This is a genomic window from Mesorhizobium sp. M2A.F.Ca.ET.039.01.1.1 (assembly GCF_003998035.1).
Classification (GTDB): Bacteria; Pseudomonadota; Alphaproteobacteria; order Rhizobiales; family Rhizobiaceae; genus Mesorhizobium.
This window is the reverse complement of sequence record NZ_RZRY01000078.1, coordinates 1-15,180: the sequence shown is the minus strand read 5'-3', so window position 1 is coordinate 15,180 and position 15,180 is coordinate 1. Positions and strand designations below refer to the sequence as shown.

At 64.6% G+C, this 15,180-nt stretch carries 17 protein-coding genes, 1 tRNA gene and 1 pseudogene; 12 read left to right on the top strand and 7 right to left on the bottom strand.

Features of this window, described 5'->3' with window-relative positions; genetic code table 11:
- From EOA24_RS09140 to aroA, 4 genes and pseudogenes are all read right to left on the bottom strand, one after another.
- On the bottom strand, window positions 1-1,060 hold a 1,060-nt coding region (locus EOA24_RS09140), incomplete at its 3' end, for a 30S ribosomal protein S1 (protein WP_133374481.1).
- Window positions 1,061-1,256: 196 nt separating this feature from the next.
- The gene (gene cmk, locus EOA24_RS09135; protein ID WP_127409754.1) at window positions 1,257-1,907 is read right to left on the bottom strand and encodes a (d)CMP kinase; all 651 of its coding nucleotides are present in this window, start codon (window positions 1,905-1,907) and stop codon (window positions 1,257-1,259) included.
- 30 nt (window positions 1,908-1,937) lie between these two features.
- Window positions 1,938-2,216 (bottom strand): annotated as a pseudogene (locus EOA24_RS44060) (hypothetical protein); the annotation flags it as partial.
- Window positions 2,213-3,571, bottom strand: coding sequence for a 3-phosphoshikimate 1-carboxyvinyltransferase (gene aroA, locus EOA24_RS09130; protein ID WP_127256349.1), 1,359 nt, complete (start codon window positions 3,569-3,571; stop codon window positions 2,213-2,215). The gene aroA and the pseudogene EOA24_RS44060, both read right to left, overlap by 4 nt.
- A gap of 194 nt (window positions 3,572-3,765) precedes the next feature.
- Here aroA and EOA24_RS09125 point away from each other — a divergent pair, with 194 nt between their 5' ends.
- Both EOA24_RS09125 and EOA24_RS09120 read left to right on the top strand, forming a co-directional pair.
- Complete coding sequence (locus tag EOA24_RS09125) at window positions 3,766-4,164, top strand: TIGR02300 family protein (protein ID WP_126079851.1); 399 nt, start codon at window positions 3,766-3,768, stop codon at window positions 4,162-4,164.
- Window positions 4,165-4,328: 164 nt separating this feature from the next.
- Window positions 4,329-4,404, top strand: a tRNA-Ala gene (locus EOA24_RS09120).
- A 110-nt stretch (window positions 4,405-4,514) separates the two neighbouring features.
- Here the strand turns inward: EOA24_RS09120 and EOA24_RS09115 are convergent.
- Window positions 4,515-5,015 (bottom strand): DUF6496 domain-containing protein, encoded by a 501-nt coding sequence (locus EOA24_RS09115; protein WP_127256352.1) that lies wholly within the window; start codon window positions 5,013-5,015, stop codon window positions 4,515-4,517.
- Between the two features lie 62 nt (window positions 5,016-5,077).
- Entirely contained in the window at window positions 5,078-5,395 is a 318-nt protein-coding gene (locus tag EOA24_RS09110) for a hypothetical protein (protein ID WP_127256355.1), read from the bottom strand.
- Between the two features lie 215 nt (window positions 5,396-5,610).
- Here EOA24_RS09110 and EOA24_RS43845 point away from each other — a divergent pair, with 215 nt between their 5' ends.
- Both EOA24_RS43845 and EOA24_RS09105 read left to right on the top strand, forming a co-directional pair.
- Window positions 5,611-5,736 (top strand): hypothetical protein, encoded by a 126-nt coding sequence (locus EOA24_RS43845; protein ID WP_281059417.1) that lies wholly within the window; start codon window positions 5,611-5,613, stop codon window positions 5,734-5,736.
- 403 nt (window positions 5,737-6,139) lie between these two features.
- Window positions 6,140-6,496 (top strand): hypothetical protein, encoded by a 357-nt coding sequence (locus EOA24_RS09105; RefSeq protein WP_245491081.1) that lies wholly within the window; start codon window positions 6,140-6,142, stop codon window positions 6,494-6,496.
- 114 nt (window positions 6,497-6,610) lie between these two features.
- Here the strand turns inward: EOA24_RS09105 and EOA24_RS09100 are convergent, their stop codons facing one another.
- Window positions 6,611-7,723: a lactonase family protein gene (locus EOA24_RS09100; RefSeq protein WP_127256358.1), complete on the bottom strand. Its 1,113-nt coding sequence runs from the start codon at window positions 7,721-7,723 to the stop codon at window positions 6,611-6,613.
- A 259-nt stretch (window positions 7,724-7,982) separates the two neighbouring features.
- Between EOA24_RS09100 and EOA24_RS09095 the strand changes: the two genes are divergently transcribed.
- The 8 genes from EOA24_RS09095 to EOA24_RS09060 form a co-directional block, all read left to right on the top strand.
- Window positions 7,983-8,534, top strand: a complete 552-nt coding sequence (locus EOA24_RS09095) for a MaoC family dehydratase (protein WP_127256361.1) — start codon at window positions 7,983-7,985, stop codon at window positions 8,532-8,534.
- 3 nt (window positions 8,535-8,537) lie between these two features.
- Window positions 8,538-9,698: a CaiB/BaiF CoA-transferase family protein gene (locus EOA24_RS09090; protein WP_127409753.1), complete on the top strand. Its 1,161-nt coding sequence runs from the start codon at window positions 8,538-8,540 to the stop codon at window positions 9,696-9,698.
- A gap of 20 nt (window positions 9,699-9,718) precedes the next feature.
- Entirely contained in the window at window positions 9,719-10,846 is a 1,128-nt protein-coding gene (locus EOA24_RS09085; RefSeq protein WP_189353891.1) for an ABC transporter substrate-binding protein, read from the top strand.
- Between the two features lie 25 nt (window positions 10,847-10,871).
- Window positions 10,872-12,056, top strand: coding sequence for a substrate-binding domain-containing protein (locus EOA24_RS09080; protein ID WP_127257276.1), 1,185 nt, complete (start codon window positions 10,872-10,874; stop codon window positions 12,054-12,056).
- A gap of 56 nt (window positions 12,057-12,112) precedes the next feature.
- Window positions 12,113-12,850 (top strand): ATP-binding cassette domain-containing protein, encoded by a 738-nt coding sequence (locus tag EOA24_RS09075; RefSeq protein WP_127257274.1) that lies wholly within the window; start codon window positions 12,113-12,115, stop codon window positions 12,848-12,850.
- Window positions 12,843-13,580, top strand: coding sequence for an ATP-binding cassette domain-containing protein (locus EOA24_RS09070; RefSeq protein ID WP_127257271.1), 738 nt, complete (start codon window positions 12,843-12,845; stop codon window positions 13,578-13,580). Before EOA24_RS09075 ends, EOA24_RS09070 begins: the two co-directional genes overlap by 8 nt.
- Window positions 13,577-14,518: an ABC transporter permease gene (locus tag EOA24_RS09065; protein WP_127409752.1), complete on the top strand. Its 942-nt coding sequence runs from the start codon at window positions 13,577-13,579 to the stop codon at window positions 14,516-14,518. The genes EOA24_RS09070 and EOA24_RS09065 overlap by 4 nt, the downstream gene beginning before the upstream one ends.
- Before the next feature lie 5 nt (window positions 14,519-14,523).
- A partial coding sequence (locus EOA24_RS09060) for an ABC transporter permease (RefSeq protein WP_127409751.1) occupies window positions 14,524-15,180 on the top strand: 657 nt, incomplete at its 3' end.

The following is a 15,180-nucleotide window of genomic DNA, read 5'->3' as shown; positions in this document are numbered from 1 at the left end:
GCTTGAGACCGAGCGAGATGCGGCGCTTGGCCGGATCGACCTCGAGCACGACCACGTCGACTTCCTGGGTCGTCGACAGGATCTTGCCGGGGTGCACGTTCTTCTTCGTCCACGACATTTCCGAAACGTGGATGAGGCCCTCGATGCCCGGCTCCAGCTCGACGAACGCGCCGTAGTCGGTGATGTTGGTGACGGTGCCCTTGATCTTCTTGCCGATCGGGAACTTGGTGCCGATATCCGACCACGGATCCGACTCGAGCTGCTTCATGCCGAGCGAGATGCGGTGGGTTTCCTGGTTGATGCGGATGATCTGCACCTTGACCGTCTGGCCGATGTTGAGGATCTCGGTCGGATGGTTGACGCGGCGCCATGCCATGTCGGTGACATGCAGCAGGCCGTCGATGCCGCCGAGGTCGACGAACGCACCGTAGTCGGTGATGTTCTTGACCACACCCTCGACCACCTGGCCTTCCTCGAGGTTCTGCACGATTTCCGAACGCTGTTCGGCGCGGCTCTCCTCGAGCACGGTGCGGCGCGACACCACGATGTTGCCGCGGCGGCGATCCATCTTGAGGATCTCGAAGGGCTGCGGGTTGTGCATCAGCGGGGTGACGTCGCGGATCGGACGGATATCGACCTGGCTGCGCGGCAGGAACGCCACGGCGCCGTCGAGGTCGACGGTGAAGCCGCCCTTGACCTGGTTGAAGATGACGCCTTCGACGCGCTCACCCTTGGTGAACTTCTCCTCGAGACGCACCCAGCTCTCCTCGCGGCGAGCCTTCTCGCGCGACAGCATGGCTTCGCCAAGCGCGTTCTCGATGCGCTCGACATAGACCTCGACGGTGTCGCCGACCTTGAGGGAGGAGTCCTTGCCCTTGGCGCCGAATTCCTTAAGCGGCACGCGGCCTTCGACCTTGAGGCCGACATCGATGATGGCCATGTCCTTTTCGATCGCGGTGATCGTGCCCCGGACAACCTGGCCCTCGCCGGAATGGCCGGCGGTGAATGATTCTTCGAGCATGCTCGCGAAATCGTCGCGAGACGGATTAGCAGCTGACATTGTTTCTCCTGGAATGCTCCGCTTTTGTCGCGGAGCGGGCGCCGTGGGTTAGCGTTGCGTGAGCCTGCCGGCGTTCCGGGCTGAAGAGCCCTTGGCCGCTATCTAAGCGGCAAGTCCGGCGCATGAAGAATGCTGGCAGGCTGGTTCGTGCCCGATATGGGTATTTTCGCCGCTCAAGGCAACCGAAAAAGCCCGATCAGGCCTTGTTTCTCTTGGCAAGGACATCGTCAACGATCGCCATTGCCGCCAGAAACGCGGCTTCTATAGCCATTTCGCTGGTATCAAGCAAGTGCGCGTCCGCCGCCGGCTTCAGCGGCGAGGAGGCTCTGCCCATGTCGCGCTCGTCGCGGCGCTCGATGTCGGCGAGGATGGTGGCGAAGTCGGCGCTGCCGCCCATGCTCTCGATCTCGGCCAGCCGGCGCTTCGCCCGCACCTCGGCGCTTGCCGTGACATAGAGCTTGATGTCGGCATCCGGGCACACCACCGTGCCGATGTCGCGGCCGTCGAGCACCGCGCCCGGCGGCGCCTTGGCGAAGGCTCGCTGCTTCTCGACCAGGATGCGCCGCACCGTGGGAATGACCGCGACCTTGGAGGCCGCTTCGCCCACCGCATGCGCCGACAGCACGGTACGGTCGAGGTTCGAAAGGTCCACCTGCCGCGCCGCCGTTTCCGCCGCCGAGACGTTGTCGAGCGGCAGGCCGAGCTCGAGCAGCTTATGCGCCACAGCGCGATAGGTGAGGCCGGTGTCGAGCAGGTTGAGGCGATAGTGGTCGGCGAGCCGGCGGGCGAGCGTGCCCTTGCCCGCGCCGGCGGGGCCGTCAATGGCGATGGTGAGGCCTGTCGTCATTCTAAACCTCGATGCAAGTGCCTCACCCCACCGGCGCTCGAAGTCGGCCGCTGTAACTTCCGAGGCCTTGAACTGGCTGTCCGAATTGATCTCTGCGAGATCGGGAAAGCCCTCTGTCGAATTTCTCGTCCCGCCAACCTCAACATCCTCCGACCCGTCAAAGGCTTCGCCGCGAATAGCAAAACCAACGGAACCATCGGCATAGAACTCTATGGTGCGGTTCTGAAAATCGTCATCGGCGATTTCATACCAGAGGTCGGACGGTGCCTCCGGCATATCATGTTGCCAATGAACGTAAACGTATCTCACTCGATCTCCGCGCCCAATCCCTTCATCAGTCCCATGAATTCCGGAAAGCTCGTCGCGATCATGTTCGCGTCGTCGATGGTCACCGGCTTCTCGGTGGCCAGCCCCATGATCAGGAAGCTCATCGCGATGCGATGGTCGAGATGCGTCTTCACCGCCGTGTCCGGTCCATTGGGGTGAGCGCCCAGCCCCTTGCCGCCCGGTCTGCCGCGCACGGCGAGCGATGCCTCGCCCTCGGTGCAGTCGACACCGTTGAGCTTCAGCCCGTTGGCGACCGCCGACAGCCGGTCGGATTCCTTGACGCGCAATTCCTCCAGGCCCTGCATCAGCGTCTCGCCCTCGGCGAAGCTGGCCGCGACCGCCAGCACCGGATATTCGTCGATCATCGACGGTGCGCGTTCCGGCGGTACGGTAACGCCCTTCAACTCGGAATAGCGCACGCGCAAATCCGCCACGTCCTCGCCGCCGGCATTGCGCGGATTGAGGATATCGATCCGGCCGCCCATTTCCTGCAATGTGAGAAGCAGGCCGGTGCGGGTCGGGTTCATCAGCACGTTTTCGATCACGATGTCCGAGCCCGGCACGATCAGCGCCGCCACCAGCGGGAAGCCGGCCGAGGACGGGTCGCCGGGCACGGCGATCGTCTGTCCGGTGAGCTTGCCCTGGCCTTCGATGAAGATGTGGCGCACGCCGCGCTCGTCGGTCTCCACGGTCAGGTTCGCGCCAAAGCCTTTCAGCATCTTCTCGGTGTGATCGCGCGTCATCACCGGCTCGATCACCGTGGTGATGCCGGGCGTGTTCAAGCCGGCAAGCAGCACCGCCGACTTCACCTGGGCCGACGCCATCGGCACGCGATAGGTGATCGGCGCAGCATGCTTCGGGCCGCGCAGCGTGATCGGCATGCGGTCGCCGGGCGCCGCCTTCAGCACCTGCACGCCCATCTGGCGCAGCGGGTCGAGCACGCGGCCCATCGGCCGGCCCGACAGCGAGGCGTCGCCGATGAAGGTGGTCTCCATGTCATAGGTGCCGACGAGGCCCATGGTGAGCCGCGATCCGGTGCCGGCATTGCCGAAATCGAGCGGGCCTTCCGGCTGCAGCAGCGCGCCGTTGCCGGTGCCGCGGATCACCCATTCGGCGCCGTTCTTCTCGATGTGCGCGCCCATCGCCTTCATGGCGGCTCCGGTGCGCATCACGTCCTCGCCTTCGAGCAGGCCGGTGATGCGCGTCTCGCCGGAGGCAAGGCCGCCGAACATGAAGGAGCGGTGCGAGATCGACTTGTCGCCCGGCACGCGCGCGGTGCCGGCAAGGGCAGGGGATTTGCGGGCCGTGGCTTGTTTAGCGGCGGCGGAATGAGACATTTTGTCTTCCAAATGGAAGGCCGGCTGGCCGGCCCGGTTCGTCATGATGCGGCGGTCTCGTATCACGGCGCGCGGCAATGGTCATCCCCTTGGCGCAAGCCTTTGAAAAGCGGGTCTCGAGCACATGTCTTTTGGCTTTGACAGCGCGGAAAACTGCGGTTAAGGGGACCATTCTTTTTTTGACGAGGCCTGACGTGGCAAAAGCTGAACTTGGCACCAAGCGTGTCGACCCCGAAACGGGTCGGAAATTCTACGACCTGAACAAGGACCCGATTGTCTCGCCCTATACGGGCAAGAGCTATCCGCGCTCTTATTTCGACGAAGGCAAGATTTCCGCCCTCGAGGAAGATGAGGAAGTCGCCGACAAGGAAGTGGACGGCGACGAGGAAGAAGGCGCCGAAGTTGTCTCGCTCGAGGACGCCGACGAGGAAGCCAAGGGCGGCGGCGACGATCTTCCCGATCTCGGCGACGACGAGGATGACGACGTCGATCTCGGCGATGATGAGGACGATACCTTCCTTGCCGACGAAGAAGAAGAGGACGATGACGTCTCCGACATGATCGGCGTCGGCGACGACGAGGACGAGGTCTGATCCGGTCGTTTGCCGGCGATTTTCGCCTGTGACGAAAAAGCGGTCTTTGAAGGCTTGATCTTGACCGAAGGCGGCGCTAGAAGCCGCCAGCACTAAACGACGGCGCGGTTCCCAACCGCGCCGGATCTCTTCGCCGGAAACGGCGCCGGCTGACTGCCGGGAGTGGGGCCATAGCTCAGTTGGGAGAGCGCTTGAATGGCATTCAAGAGGTCGTCGGTTCGATTCCGATTGGCTCCACCAAACAGTCCTTCCTGAGCAGATTTCTTGGCGGCAGAAATCGTCACCGCTGCACGCGCTTGGCCGCGGCGCGCCCGAGCTCGTAGGGGTGGCCTGGACGCAATGTGGCGAGACTAACCGCGCTCGGCGCGGGTTCTGGCTGCCTTGCGCGCAGCCGCTGATCGTCCGGCGTTGCCTTTGGTCTGCGCGGCTTTCCTGGCCGCCGCCGACCGCTCTGCGGCCGTGCGGCCGGATGCGGCGCTCTTGGCCTGCCGCGACAGGGCCTTGTGGGAGGCGGTGCTTTTCGGCTCGCCCTCAAGCACCTTCGACACCGCCTTGTAGACCTTCGGCTGGCGCTTCGGCCTGCGTTCGCCCTGGCCTGCCTCGTAAGCATATTTGGCGCTCTTGCGCGTGGTCTCCTTCACGTCGCCTTTTTTGGGCGGCGGCAGGTCGACGCCCGCGCGGCGCGCTTCCGAAAGGCCGATGGCGATCGCCTGCTTGGTTGAGCGGGCGTCGTGCTTGCCTTGGCGAACTTTATCGATTTCCGCGTGAACGAATTCACCGGCCTGCGTGCTTGCCGATTTGCCTTCGCGCTTGTCCTTGCGCGCCTTTTCGATGGTTTTCTTGTCCGGCATCGTTTTTCTCCATGTTCGAACGGGGCACGATCGAACGCCAACAGGCCGCTTCGGATCGCGCGTCAGCGGCTTTCATAGGTGCCGCCGACAAGCTCGGCGGTGGCGATCATGTGCGGTCCCGCATGGGCCAGAAGGTCGGCGATTGCCGTTTCTCCGCTGGATTCCAGCGTCTCCACGTCGAGTGCCGAAAGGCGGAAGTGATAGTGATGGACGCCATGCCCTTTTGGCGGCTGGGGACCGTCATAATGGGCGTTGCCGAAGTCGTTCACCCCTTGGCGGAAATCTCGAAGGAAATCGACAAACGATCTTTGCTCGGATCGGTGGAGCGCAATCGCGGCTGGTTTCTTGGGAACGCGAGGCGTCGGCGGGAGTTCCAGCATCACGCCCCCCGACGGCGCTCGATGAATGCTCGCAAGTGGAGCTATCGCCCCTTGAAAAGCTGCCCGGACGGAAGCGACGCAGGCCGTATCCTGCGAAAGAGTTGGCAGGTCGGCATAAGAGCCGTTGAGGCGGAACCGCAGGTCTCGACGATTTTGCCGGCCGCATTTTCGGTATATTGAATCGGGAAGGTGTCGGCGCAACAGGTAACAACGTCATGCGCGTTCTGGTCCGGATTGCGGTGATCGTCGCGATATTGTTGGCGTTGCTGTATCTGGGATTGTGGTATTCGACTGGCGAACAGGGCTTTCTGCTGGTCCCCGGCGGCGCGCCGTCTCAATAGATGGGTGGTCCTGGCATTTGAACTGGCTTTGACATTCCTGCGATGAATTTCCCGTTGAGCCACGGCGTTCCTGCGATGACCTGCTCGCCGATTGTTTGGCCTGGATACAAAGGAAAGTGCCCGAGGAAACCCCTTTGCCGGCGGCGGCAACTAGGCTAAGGGGCTTCCTGTCAGAGGGATGCTTATGAGAATTCCGGTTTTGGGTGGGAAACTGGCGCAGGGACGGGTTCGATCCGGACTGCTTGCGCGATCAAGCAGTCTCTTGCCGATGCTGGGCGTTGTGGCCGCGCTTGCCGCTTGCCAGTCGACTCCAGACACACAGCCCGTCGCTGGTTCGCAACCTGTTGCCGACCCGCAACCCGCTCCGGCTGCTGCACCCGCTCCGGCCTTGCCGAATTCGGCGGTGCTGGATCAGACGGTCGCGGTCGTTCCGCCCGGCAAGGGCGTTCCGGCGAGATACGCCGCCTTCTCCGGCATATGGGCGGGGCAGCTCAACGGCATGTATGACGGCAAGCTGGCGGTGCTGACCGTGTCCTCGGGCGGGCAGGTGACGGTCAGCTACGCATGGGGCGATCTGGCCGACAACAAGCCGGGCGTTGCCGACGGTTCCGGCAGGATTTCCGGCAGCACGTTGAAGCTCGGGCGCCTGCCGAATGGCGCCGACATCACCGCCACGATGCCGTCGCCGGGAACGCTCAACGTCACCTACGCGCTTGCCGGCCAGACCTATACCGGCTCGTTCGCGCGAGTCGGCCAGTAGGCAACGCCAGCCGTTAGAGCAATTCCAGGAAAAGTGTGAGCGGTTTTCCGTCCGGAATTGCGTAAAAACAAGGAGATAGAGCGGTTCGCCGTTTCCGTGAAACGGTGAAACGCTCTAGAACTGAGCCGGCTCGCGCGTGATCCGCACGCACATCGGCGTTCCGATCTCGATGGCCTGCCCGGTGTCGGTCAGCCGCCCGCTCGCCTCGTCGCGTGCGAAGATCGAGATGCGGTCGGCGTTCTGGTTGGCTGAGAACAGATGCCTGCCGGATGGGGTCAGCGCCAGGTTGCGCGGCGTCGCGCCGCCGCATGGCGTGAAGTCCACCGTTTGGAGTTTTCCCGTCTGCTGATCGACGGCGAAGATCGCGACGCTGTCATGGCCTCGGTTGGAGCCGTAGAGGAAGCGACCGTCGGGCGATATCTGGATATCGGCGCAGTGATTGTGCGCGCGAGCCTCTGCGGGTACCGCCGGCTTGGTGTCGATCAGTTCAAGCCTGCCTGAAGACGGCTCAAGCGCCAGCGACACGACCGTCGAGTCCAGCTCGTTCATGACGAAGACGAAGCGGCCGTTCGGATGCAGCGCGACGTGGCGCGGCCCGGCGCCGGGCGCGAGCGCCGAGGACGCGAGCTTCACCAGCGCGCCGGCCGGCTCGATCCGGTAGGAGACCAATTGGTCGATGCCGAGATCGGCGACGATGGCGATGCCGCCCTGGATGGTCTCGGTGACGCTGTGCGCATGCGAGCGCTCCTGCCGCTCTGCATTGGGGCCGGTGCCGGAATGCGCGACGCTCGCCAGCGGCGCCGTCAGGTCGCCATCGGCCGCAAAGCCGAACACCGCGACCGCCTTGTCGGGGCCGCCGCTGCCCATGCCGTAATTCGCGACCAGAAGCTTGCTGCCGTCGTGGGTGATCGTGTTGTGGGCGGTGATGCTGCCGAGCGATGGCTGCTTGTTGATATAGGCGAGAGAGTTGGTGGCGCGGTCGAAGCGATAGGCCGTGACCGTTCCCTCGCGCCAGGCGAAGACTTCCGAATTGGCATAGATCAGCGTCCCGTCCGGCGTCACCGACAGGAAGGTCGGATTGTCGACCTCATTGGTCTCGGCAAGTTTTTGAATGGCAAGCGTTGCCTCGTCGAAGGCGTAGACGCCGAGGCCGACGCCGCGTGCGCCCTGGAAATAGGGCGCCTCGCGGTTGAGGCTGCCGACAAAGACAAGAAAGGCGCTTTGCATCGATCTTCCTCCCTAAGCAGGTTCCGCAAAAGTGTCTTACGGTTTGCGAAGAGAACTGCGAAACAACAATGCCGGCGGCTCCTCCGCCTGTGCCGGCTTTGCAAAAATTTCGCCGATCGTCGCTTGCAAGGCAATCCCATATGTGAAAATATTATTCACAAAAGAAAATTGACGGGAGGAAAGCGATCATGCGTCTCGCCATCCGACATCGTGCCCGGAACCGCCTTGCAGGCCGCGCCGAAAGCTCCCGGAGCACGGCATGAGCGCGTTCTCGCCGACCGTCGGCCTCGCCTCGACGCATCCGGCCGACATGCCTGAGGCGCATGCTGACATCCCCGTCTGGAATTCGGAAAACTGGTTCTACGAGGACTGGCAGCCCGGCCATAAAATCCGCTCGCTCCGCCGCACCATCTCCGAGGGCGAAAGCCATATGTTCAATGCGCTGGTGCTGGATATCCACCCTTACGTCCAGGACCAGATGTTCGCCGGGAGGGAAGGCATTTTCGGCAAGCGCCTGGTGGCCGGCGCCTTCGTCTTTTCCGCCGGACTCGGCCTCGTCGCCACCAACTGCGTCAACGCCTTTTCCTATGGCTATGACAAGCTCCGCTTCATCAAGCCGGTCTTCATCGGCGACACCATTTATTCGATCCGCACCAACCTCGACAAAAAGCCGCGCTATCACGACATGGGCCTGATCCGCGCCAGCTATGAAGTCTTCAAGGGTGAAGGAGAGCTCGTGCTCTACTGCGAGCATCTGCAGACGGTGAAATACAAGAACCCGGCCGATTTCGTCGGCAAGACCGAGAAGTGAACCGTGTCCGCTGACGCTGAACTTCCGCTGACCGGCCTCGTGGTCGTCGACATGAGCCAGTTCCTGTCGGGGCCTTACTGTTCGCTGCGCCTTCTCGACCTCGGCGCGCGCGTCATCAAGATCGAGCGGCCGGATGGAGGGGATCTCTCGCGCCGGCTCTACCTCAGCGACACCGAGATCGGCGGCGATTCCACCATCTTCCACGCCATCAACCGCGGCAAGGAGAGCCTGGCCATCGACCTCAAGAACGAGGCCGATCTCGCCGCGCTGCGCGGCCTGATCGCCAAGGCCGACGTGCTGATCCAGAACTTCCGGCCGGGCGTCATCGAGCGGCTCGGCCTCGATTACGAGCATGTCAGCACCATCAACCCGCGGCTCGTCTACGCCTCGATCAGCGGCTATGGCGAGGATGGCCCCTGGGTGAAGCGCCCGGGGCAGGATCTGCTCGCCCAGGCGCGCTCCGGCGTGATGTGGCTGAACGGCGACGAGGAGCAGGGGCCGGTGCCGTTCGGGCTGGCGATCGCCGACATGCTGGCGGGCGCGGCCTGCGCGCAAGGCATCCTCGCCAAACTGGTGCGGCGCGGCATCACGGGCGAGGGCGGCCATGTCGAGACCAGCCTCCTCGAGGCGCTGGTCGATTTCCAGTTCGAGGTGCTGACCACGCATCTCAATGACGGCCGCCGCCTGCCGAAGCGCTCGTCCTTTCGCAGCGCCCATGCCTACCTCTCGGCGCCTTACGGCGTCTATCCAGCCAAGGACGGTTACCTGGCGATCGCCATGACGCCGATCCCGAAGATTGCCGATCTGCTCGACTTGCCCGAGCTCGACCCGTTCCGCGACAAGCCCGCGACCTGGTTCACCGCCCGCGACGAGATCAAGGCGATCATCGCCAGACGCATCGCCGAAAAAACCACCGACGAGTGGCTGGCCATTCTCGAGCCCGCCGACATCTGGTGCGCCAAGGTGCTGACCTGGCCGGAGCTGATGGAAAACGACGGCTTCAAGGCGCTCGACATGCTGCAGACCGTGACGCGCGAGGACAATGTCTCGATCCTCACCACGCGTTCGCCGCTGCGCGTCGATGGCGCCCGCGCCAGGGTGGATCGCGCCGCGCCGCGCATCGGCGAGCACGGCGAAAAGATCCGCGGGGAGTTCGGACTGTGAGCGGTGTTTTTCTGAAAGGCATGACCTGGAGCCATCCGCGCGGCTACGACCCGATGGTGGCCTGCTCGGCGCTGTGGCAGGAAAAGACCGGCGTCTCGATCGAATGGGAGAAACGCTCGCTGCAGGATTTCGAGTCCTTCCCGGTCGAAGAGCTCGCCCGCGCTTATGATCTGATCGTCATCGACCATCCGCATGTCGGCCAGATCACCGCCGAAAAGTGCCTGGCGCCGCTCGATGTGGCCGGACGCGAGGCGGAACGCGAGGCGCTGGCCAGGGGCAGTGTCGGCAAATCCTATCCGAGCTACAACTGGCTGGGCCGGCAATGGGCTTTCCCGATCGATGCCGCCACCCAGGTGCAGGCCTGGCGGCCGGATTTGATCGAAGCCGCGCCGGTGATCTGGACCGAAGTGCTGGCGCTTGCCGAGCAGGGGCGCGTTATCTTGCCACTGCGGCCGCCGCATTCGCTGATGTGCTTCTACACTTTGGCCGCCAATCTCGGCCGGCACTGCACGGTCGACGGCTCGGTTGACCTCGTCGATGGCGAAACCGGCGAAACCGCCTTTGAGATGCTGAGGAAGATCGCGGCGCTCGTCGATCCCGCATGCCTGACGATGGACCCGATCGCGGTTTTCGAGAAGATGGCCGAGCCCGGTTCACGCATCGCCTGCGCGCCGCTGATCTATGGCTATGTTTCCTATGCGGTGGCGGGTTTTCGGCCGCATGGCATCGCCTTTGCCGACATGCCGGTCGTCGGCGGCAACGGCCCGGTCGGCTCGGCGCTCGGCGGCACCGGCATTGCCGTCTCCGCCTTTTCCGCCCAACGCGAGGCGTCGATCGACTTCGCTTATTGGATCGCCAGCGGCGACGTGCAGCGCGGGCCTTATGCCGCCGCCGGCGGCCAGCCAGGCCATGCCGCCGCCTGGGAGGATGACGTCGTCAACGCCGCGACTGGTAATTTCTATCGCGCCACGCGCGCGACGCTCGAGGGCGCCTGGGTGCGTCCACGCCATGACGGCTACATGGCGTACCAGCAGCAGGCCTCCGACCGCATCAATGAAGGCCTTGCCGGCAGACAGGACGCCCGCCGCGTCGTCGCCGACATCAATCGCCTGTTCCGGGAGAGTTTCGCGCCGGCCGCCGCCGGCTAATTTCACTGCACCAAGGGAGGAAAAAATGACCAGCCTGACACGCGGCCTGCTCGCCGCAACCGCCATAGTCTCGATACCGTTCGCCGCCCACGCTGCCGACGTGAAGTCGGTGATCGACGGCCTGCCAGCCGATCTCAAGGAACAATATGACGGCGCACCGCAGAAAGTGCTGCCCTCGGCCTGGGATAATTTCACGCCGCCGGCGAAGCCCTGGAAGTGGTGCCATTCGGAGAGCTACCAGGGCAATCCGTGGCGCGTCTCGGTCACCAAGGAGCTGAAGCGGCTGGTCGATGGCCTCATCGCCGACGGCACGGTGTCGAGCTTCGAGGTCTCGGATTCGAACAACGATCCGAGCCAGCAGATCAACCAGATCCGCGCCTTCATCGACAAGAAATGCTCGATCATCACCTCGATCCCGGGCTCGGTGACGGCGCTCGACGACGCTGTCGACGCTGCAGCCAAGGCGGGCATTCCGTTCATCACCGCGGCCGGTTCGATCACCAGCCCCAACGCCATCAATGTCGATTCCAACTATGCCCGCTGGGGCTATGACATGATGACGGCGATCGGCAAGGCAAAGCCCGACTCAAGCGTGCTGGTGGTGGAAGGCATCGCCGGCCATCCGATCGTCGTCCAGGAGAAGCAGGGCGCCGACAAGGCGCTGTCCGAGAACAAGGGCCTCAAGGTCGCGCGCACCGTCAATGGCAACTGGACGGCCAACGTCACCAAGACAGTGGTGCTGCAGGCGATCGCCACCAATCCGGCGCCGATCGACGCGGTGTGGACCACCGGCAGCGAAAGCCGTGTCGTAGCCGAGGCCTTTGCCGAAGCCGGCCGGCCGGCGCCGCTGATCACCGGCTCGATCACCGGCGACGCGCTTGGCTACTGGAAGGCTAATCCCGACAAGTACCGTTTCGAGGGCCATGCGGTACTGCCCGGCTGGACGGCGCAGACGCTGTTCCGTGTCGGCGAGCGCATGCTCGACGGCCAGAAGCCGAAGCTCAACACGCTGCTGATCCCGATCCCGCCGGTTCATGCCGCCGAGCTCGACAAATGGTACAAGGACTGCATGACGCCTGATGCCGTATCGGTCTTCCCTGTGCCGCCGACCGACCCGATGCCCGAGGACGTGCTGGACGCCTATTTCAGCAATCCGGCGCCGACAAAGGGTTGGGATTATTCCAAGGTGCCGGACGCCTGCGCCAAGTGATGTCACGCGAAGCCGGCTCTTCTTGAGAGGCCGGCTTCTCCATTTCGGAAAGAAAAATGCTCGAGGTCCAAGGCGTTTCAAAGCGCTATGGTGAAACCGTCGCGCTGGCGGAGGCGTCGATCGCCTTCCGTCCCGGCACGATCCATACCATCCTGGGCGAGAACGGCTCGGGCAAGAGCACGCTGGTGAAGCTGTTGTCCGGCATCGTGCAGCCGGATGGCGGCGCGATCCTGCTCGATGGCAAAGCGTTTTCCGGAGCGCAGCCCGCCGCCTTTCAGGCCGCGGGCTTTGCCACCGTGTTCCAGGAGGTGCTGGTCGCGCCTGAACGTTCGGCGACCGACAACATCCTTCTCGGCCTCGACGGCCTGTGGCGACGAGGCGTGCCGCACGGCGAGCGGCGTGCCAGGGCGCAGGCCGCGCTCGGCCGCTTCGCGGTGACGCCGATCGATCTCGACCGGCCGTGCGGCGAGCTGCCGCTTGCCGCAAGGCAGCTTGTCGTGCTCGCCCGCGCCGTCATCCGCAACCCGCGTGTCCTGATCCTCGATGAGGTGACGGCGGCGCTCGACTTCGCCGACCGCGAGTCGGTCTTTGCGCTGATGCGCGCCATGGCCGGGGCGGGCACGCTGATCCTGTTCATCACGCACCGCATGGACGAAGTGATGGCTTTGTCCGACCGCATATCCATCCTGCGCGCCGGCCGCGTGGTGAAGACCGAGGAGCGCGGCACCTCGACCCCGGCCGAGCTCCTGGCGGCGATGGCACCGCAAACGGCAGCGGAGCTGGCGCATGGCTGAGACAAAGGCGCTTCATGTGCGGGGGCTGGTCATCGCGCCGGGTGTCGATCCGATGAGCCAGACCATCGCGCCGGGCGAGATCGTCGGCCTTGCCGGGCTGGATGGCCATGGCCAGGAACGTTTCTTGCGCGCGCTGGCTGGGCTCGATACCCCGGTGGCCGGTGAGATCGCCGTCGAGGGCAGAGCGGGTTCGATCACCAGCTTCCGCAAGGCTGTCGCCGGCGGCATTGCCTATCTGCCGCGCGATCGCCGCTCGACCGGCATTTTCCCGACCCAGTCGGTGGTCGACAATTTCGCCATTTCGACCGTGTCGAACGACCGCCGCTTCGGCCTCTTGAGCTTCGCGGCGCGTCGCCGTCGCTACGAGGCGTACAGGCAAAGGCTTAGCATCGTGGCGCCACGTCCCGATGCGGCGATCACCACGCTGTCCGGCGGCAATCAGCAGAAGGTGCTGCTCGCCCGGGCGCTTGCGCTGGAGCCGAATTTCCTTCTGCTCAACGATCCGACGCGCGGCGTCGACGTCGCGACGCGGCACGTGCTCTACGACGTCTTCCGCGGCCTTGCCGCCGAGGGCATGGCCTTGGTGGTCCTGTCCAGCGAGATCGAGGAGATACTGCTTCTGTGCCACCGCGTGCTGGTGTTCCGCGAGCAGCGAGTGTCTGCCGAGTTCTCAGGTACGGAGATGACCACAGACGCGGTGATCGCCGCCATGTTCGGACGCGCCGCATGAGCCCGGTCCTTCGCAAGCTCCGCGGCGTCGGCTTTGCCGTCGTGATGCTCGTCGTCCTGCTGGTCCTCAACGTCGCGCTCAATCCGGCGCGTTTTCAGCCTTTGTCCTGGGGCACGCTGCTCGGGCTGGCCGCTCCCCTAATCGGCGCGGCCGTCGCCTCGGCACCGGTCATCCTGGCGGGACGCGGCGGCATCGACATCTCCGTCGGCCCGCTGATGGGCTTCGTCAACGCCATGGTCATCCAGGTCCTGTTCCTCAACCTCGGCATCTCTTCGCCATGGATCGTCGTTCCGGCAGCGCTGTTGGTCGGGGCGACAGTTGGCGCCGCGAACGGCGTGCTTGCGACGATCGTTCGCATCCAGCCGATCGTGGCGACGCTCGGCACCTATCTGATCCTCACCGGCGTCACGCTCACCATCCTGCCCGCGCCGATCGGTCCGGCGCCGGACTGGCTGAAGGCCATGGCGGGACCGCTCTCGATCGTGCCGCTGGCGCTGATCGCCCTGTGCTGGCTGGTCATCCGTCGCACGCCTTATTACGACCTGCTGATGGCCGTCGGCAGCGACGACCGCGCCGCCTATACAGCCGGCGTGCGGGTGACCAGGGTGCGCCTCATCGCCTATGTCCTGACCGGGCTCTTTGCCGCCGCCGCCGGGCTGATGCTCACCTCGCTGATCGGCTCGGCCGACCCCAATATCGGCCCGACCTACACGCTGATCGCGATTGCCGCGGTGGCGCTCGGCGGCGTCAGCCTTGCCGGCGGGCGCGGCGGGCTGGGCGGCGCCGCGATCGGCGCCATCGACATTTTCCTGCTGCAGAGCCTGCTCACCACCTTCAACGTTTCAACCTATGTGCTGCAGATCGCCTATGGCCTGATCCTCGTTATCGCCGTGGTGCTGACAGCGGTGCAGGAACGGCTGTCGAGGCGGAAAGGCTGACCGGGATGACAAGCAACTGGTTCCAGTCCACCAACGCCCGCATCGCCGGCGCCTTCGCGATGGCGCTGCTGCTGCAGGTCGTCGGCACGCTGCTCATTCCCGGCTATTCGGCGCCCTTCGCCATCCGCGCGCTGCTGGTCATCGCCTCGCTGCTGGCGGTCGCTTCCATCGGCCAGACGCTGGTCGTCATCCTCGGCGGCATCGATCTGTCGATTCCCTTCGTCATCGGCTTTGCCAATGTCGTCGCGGCGCAGCTTTACGGCCAGGGCTGGAACTTCGCCCTGGTCTGTGGTCTCGTCGGTGTTCTTGCGATAGCGATCGGCGCGCTCAACGGGCTGATCTCGCGCGGGCTCAACATTCATCCGCTCATCGTCACGCTAGGCATCGGCATGGTTGTCCAGGGCGCCGTGCTGTTGTGGACCGGCGGCTTTCCCTCCGGCTCGGCGCCGCAAGCCGTGTCCAGCTTCGTCTCGATCGGCGGCTCGGTCGGCCCCTTGCCTGTGCCCTTGCTGGTGCCCAGCCTCGTCATGCTGACGGCGCTGATCGTGCTGGTGCTCGCCCGCACGCCCTATGGGCGCCGCCTCTACGCGGTCGGCAGCAACCCTGAGGCGGCACCTCTGGCGCTGATCGACCCGCTGCGCATGTGGATCGTCACCTATGCC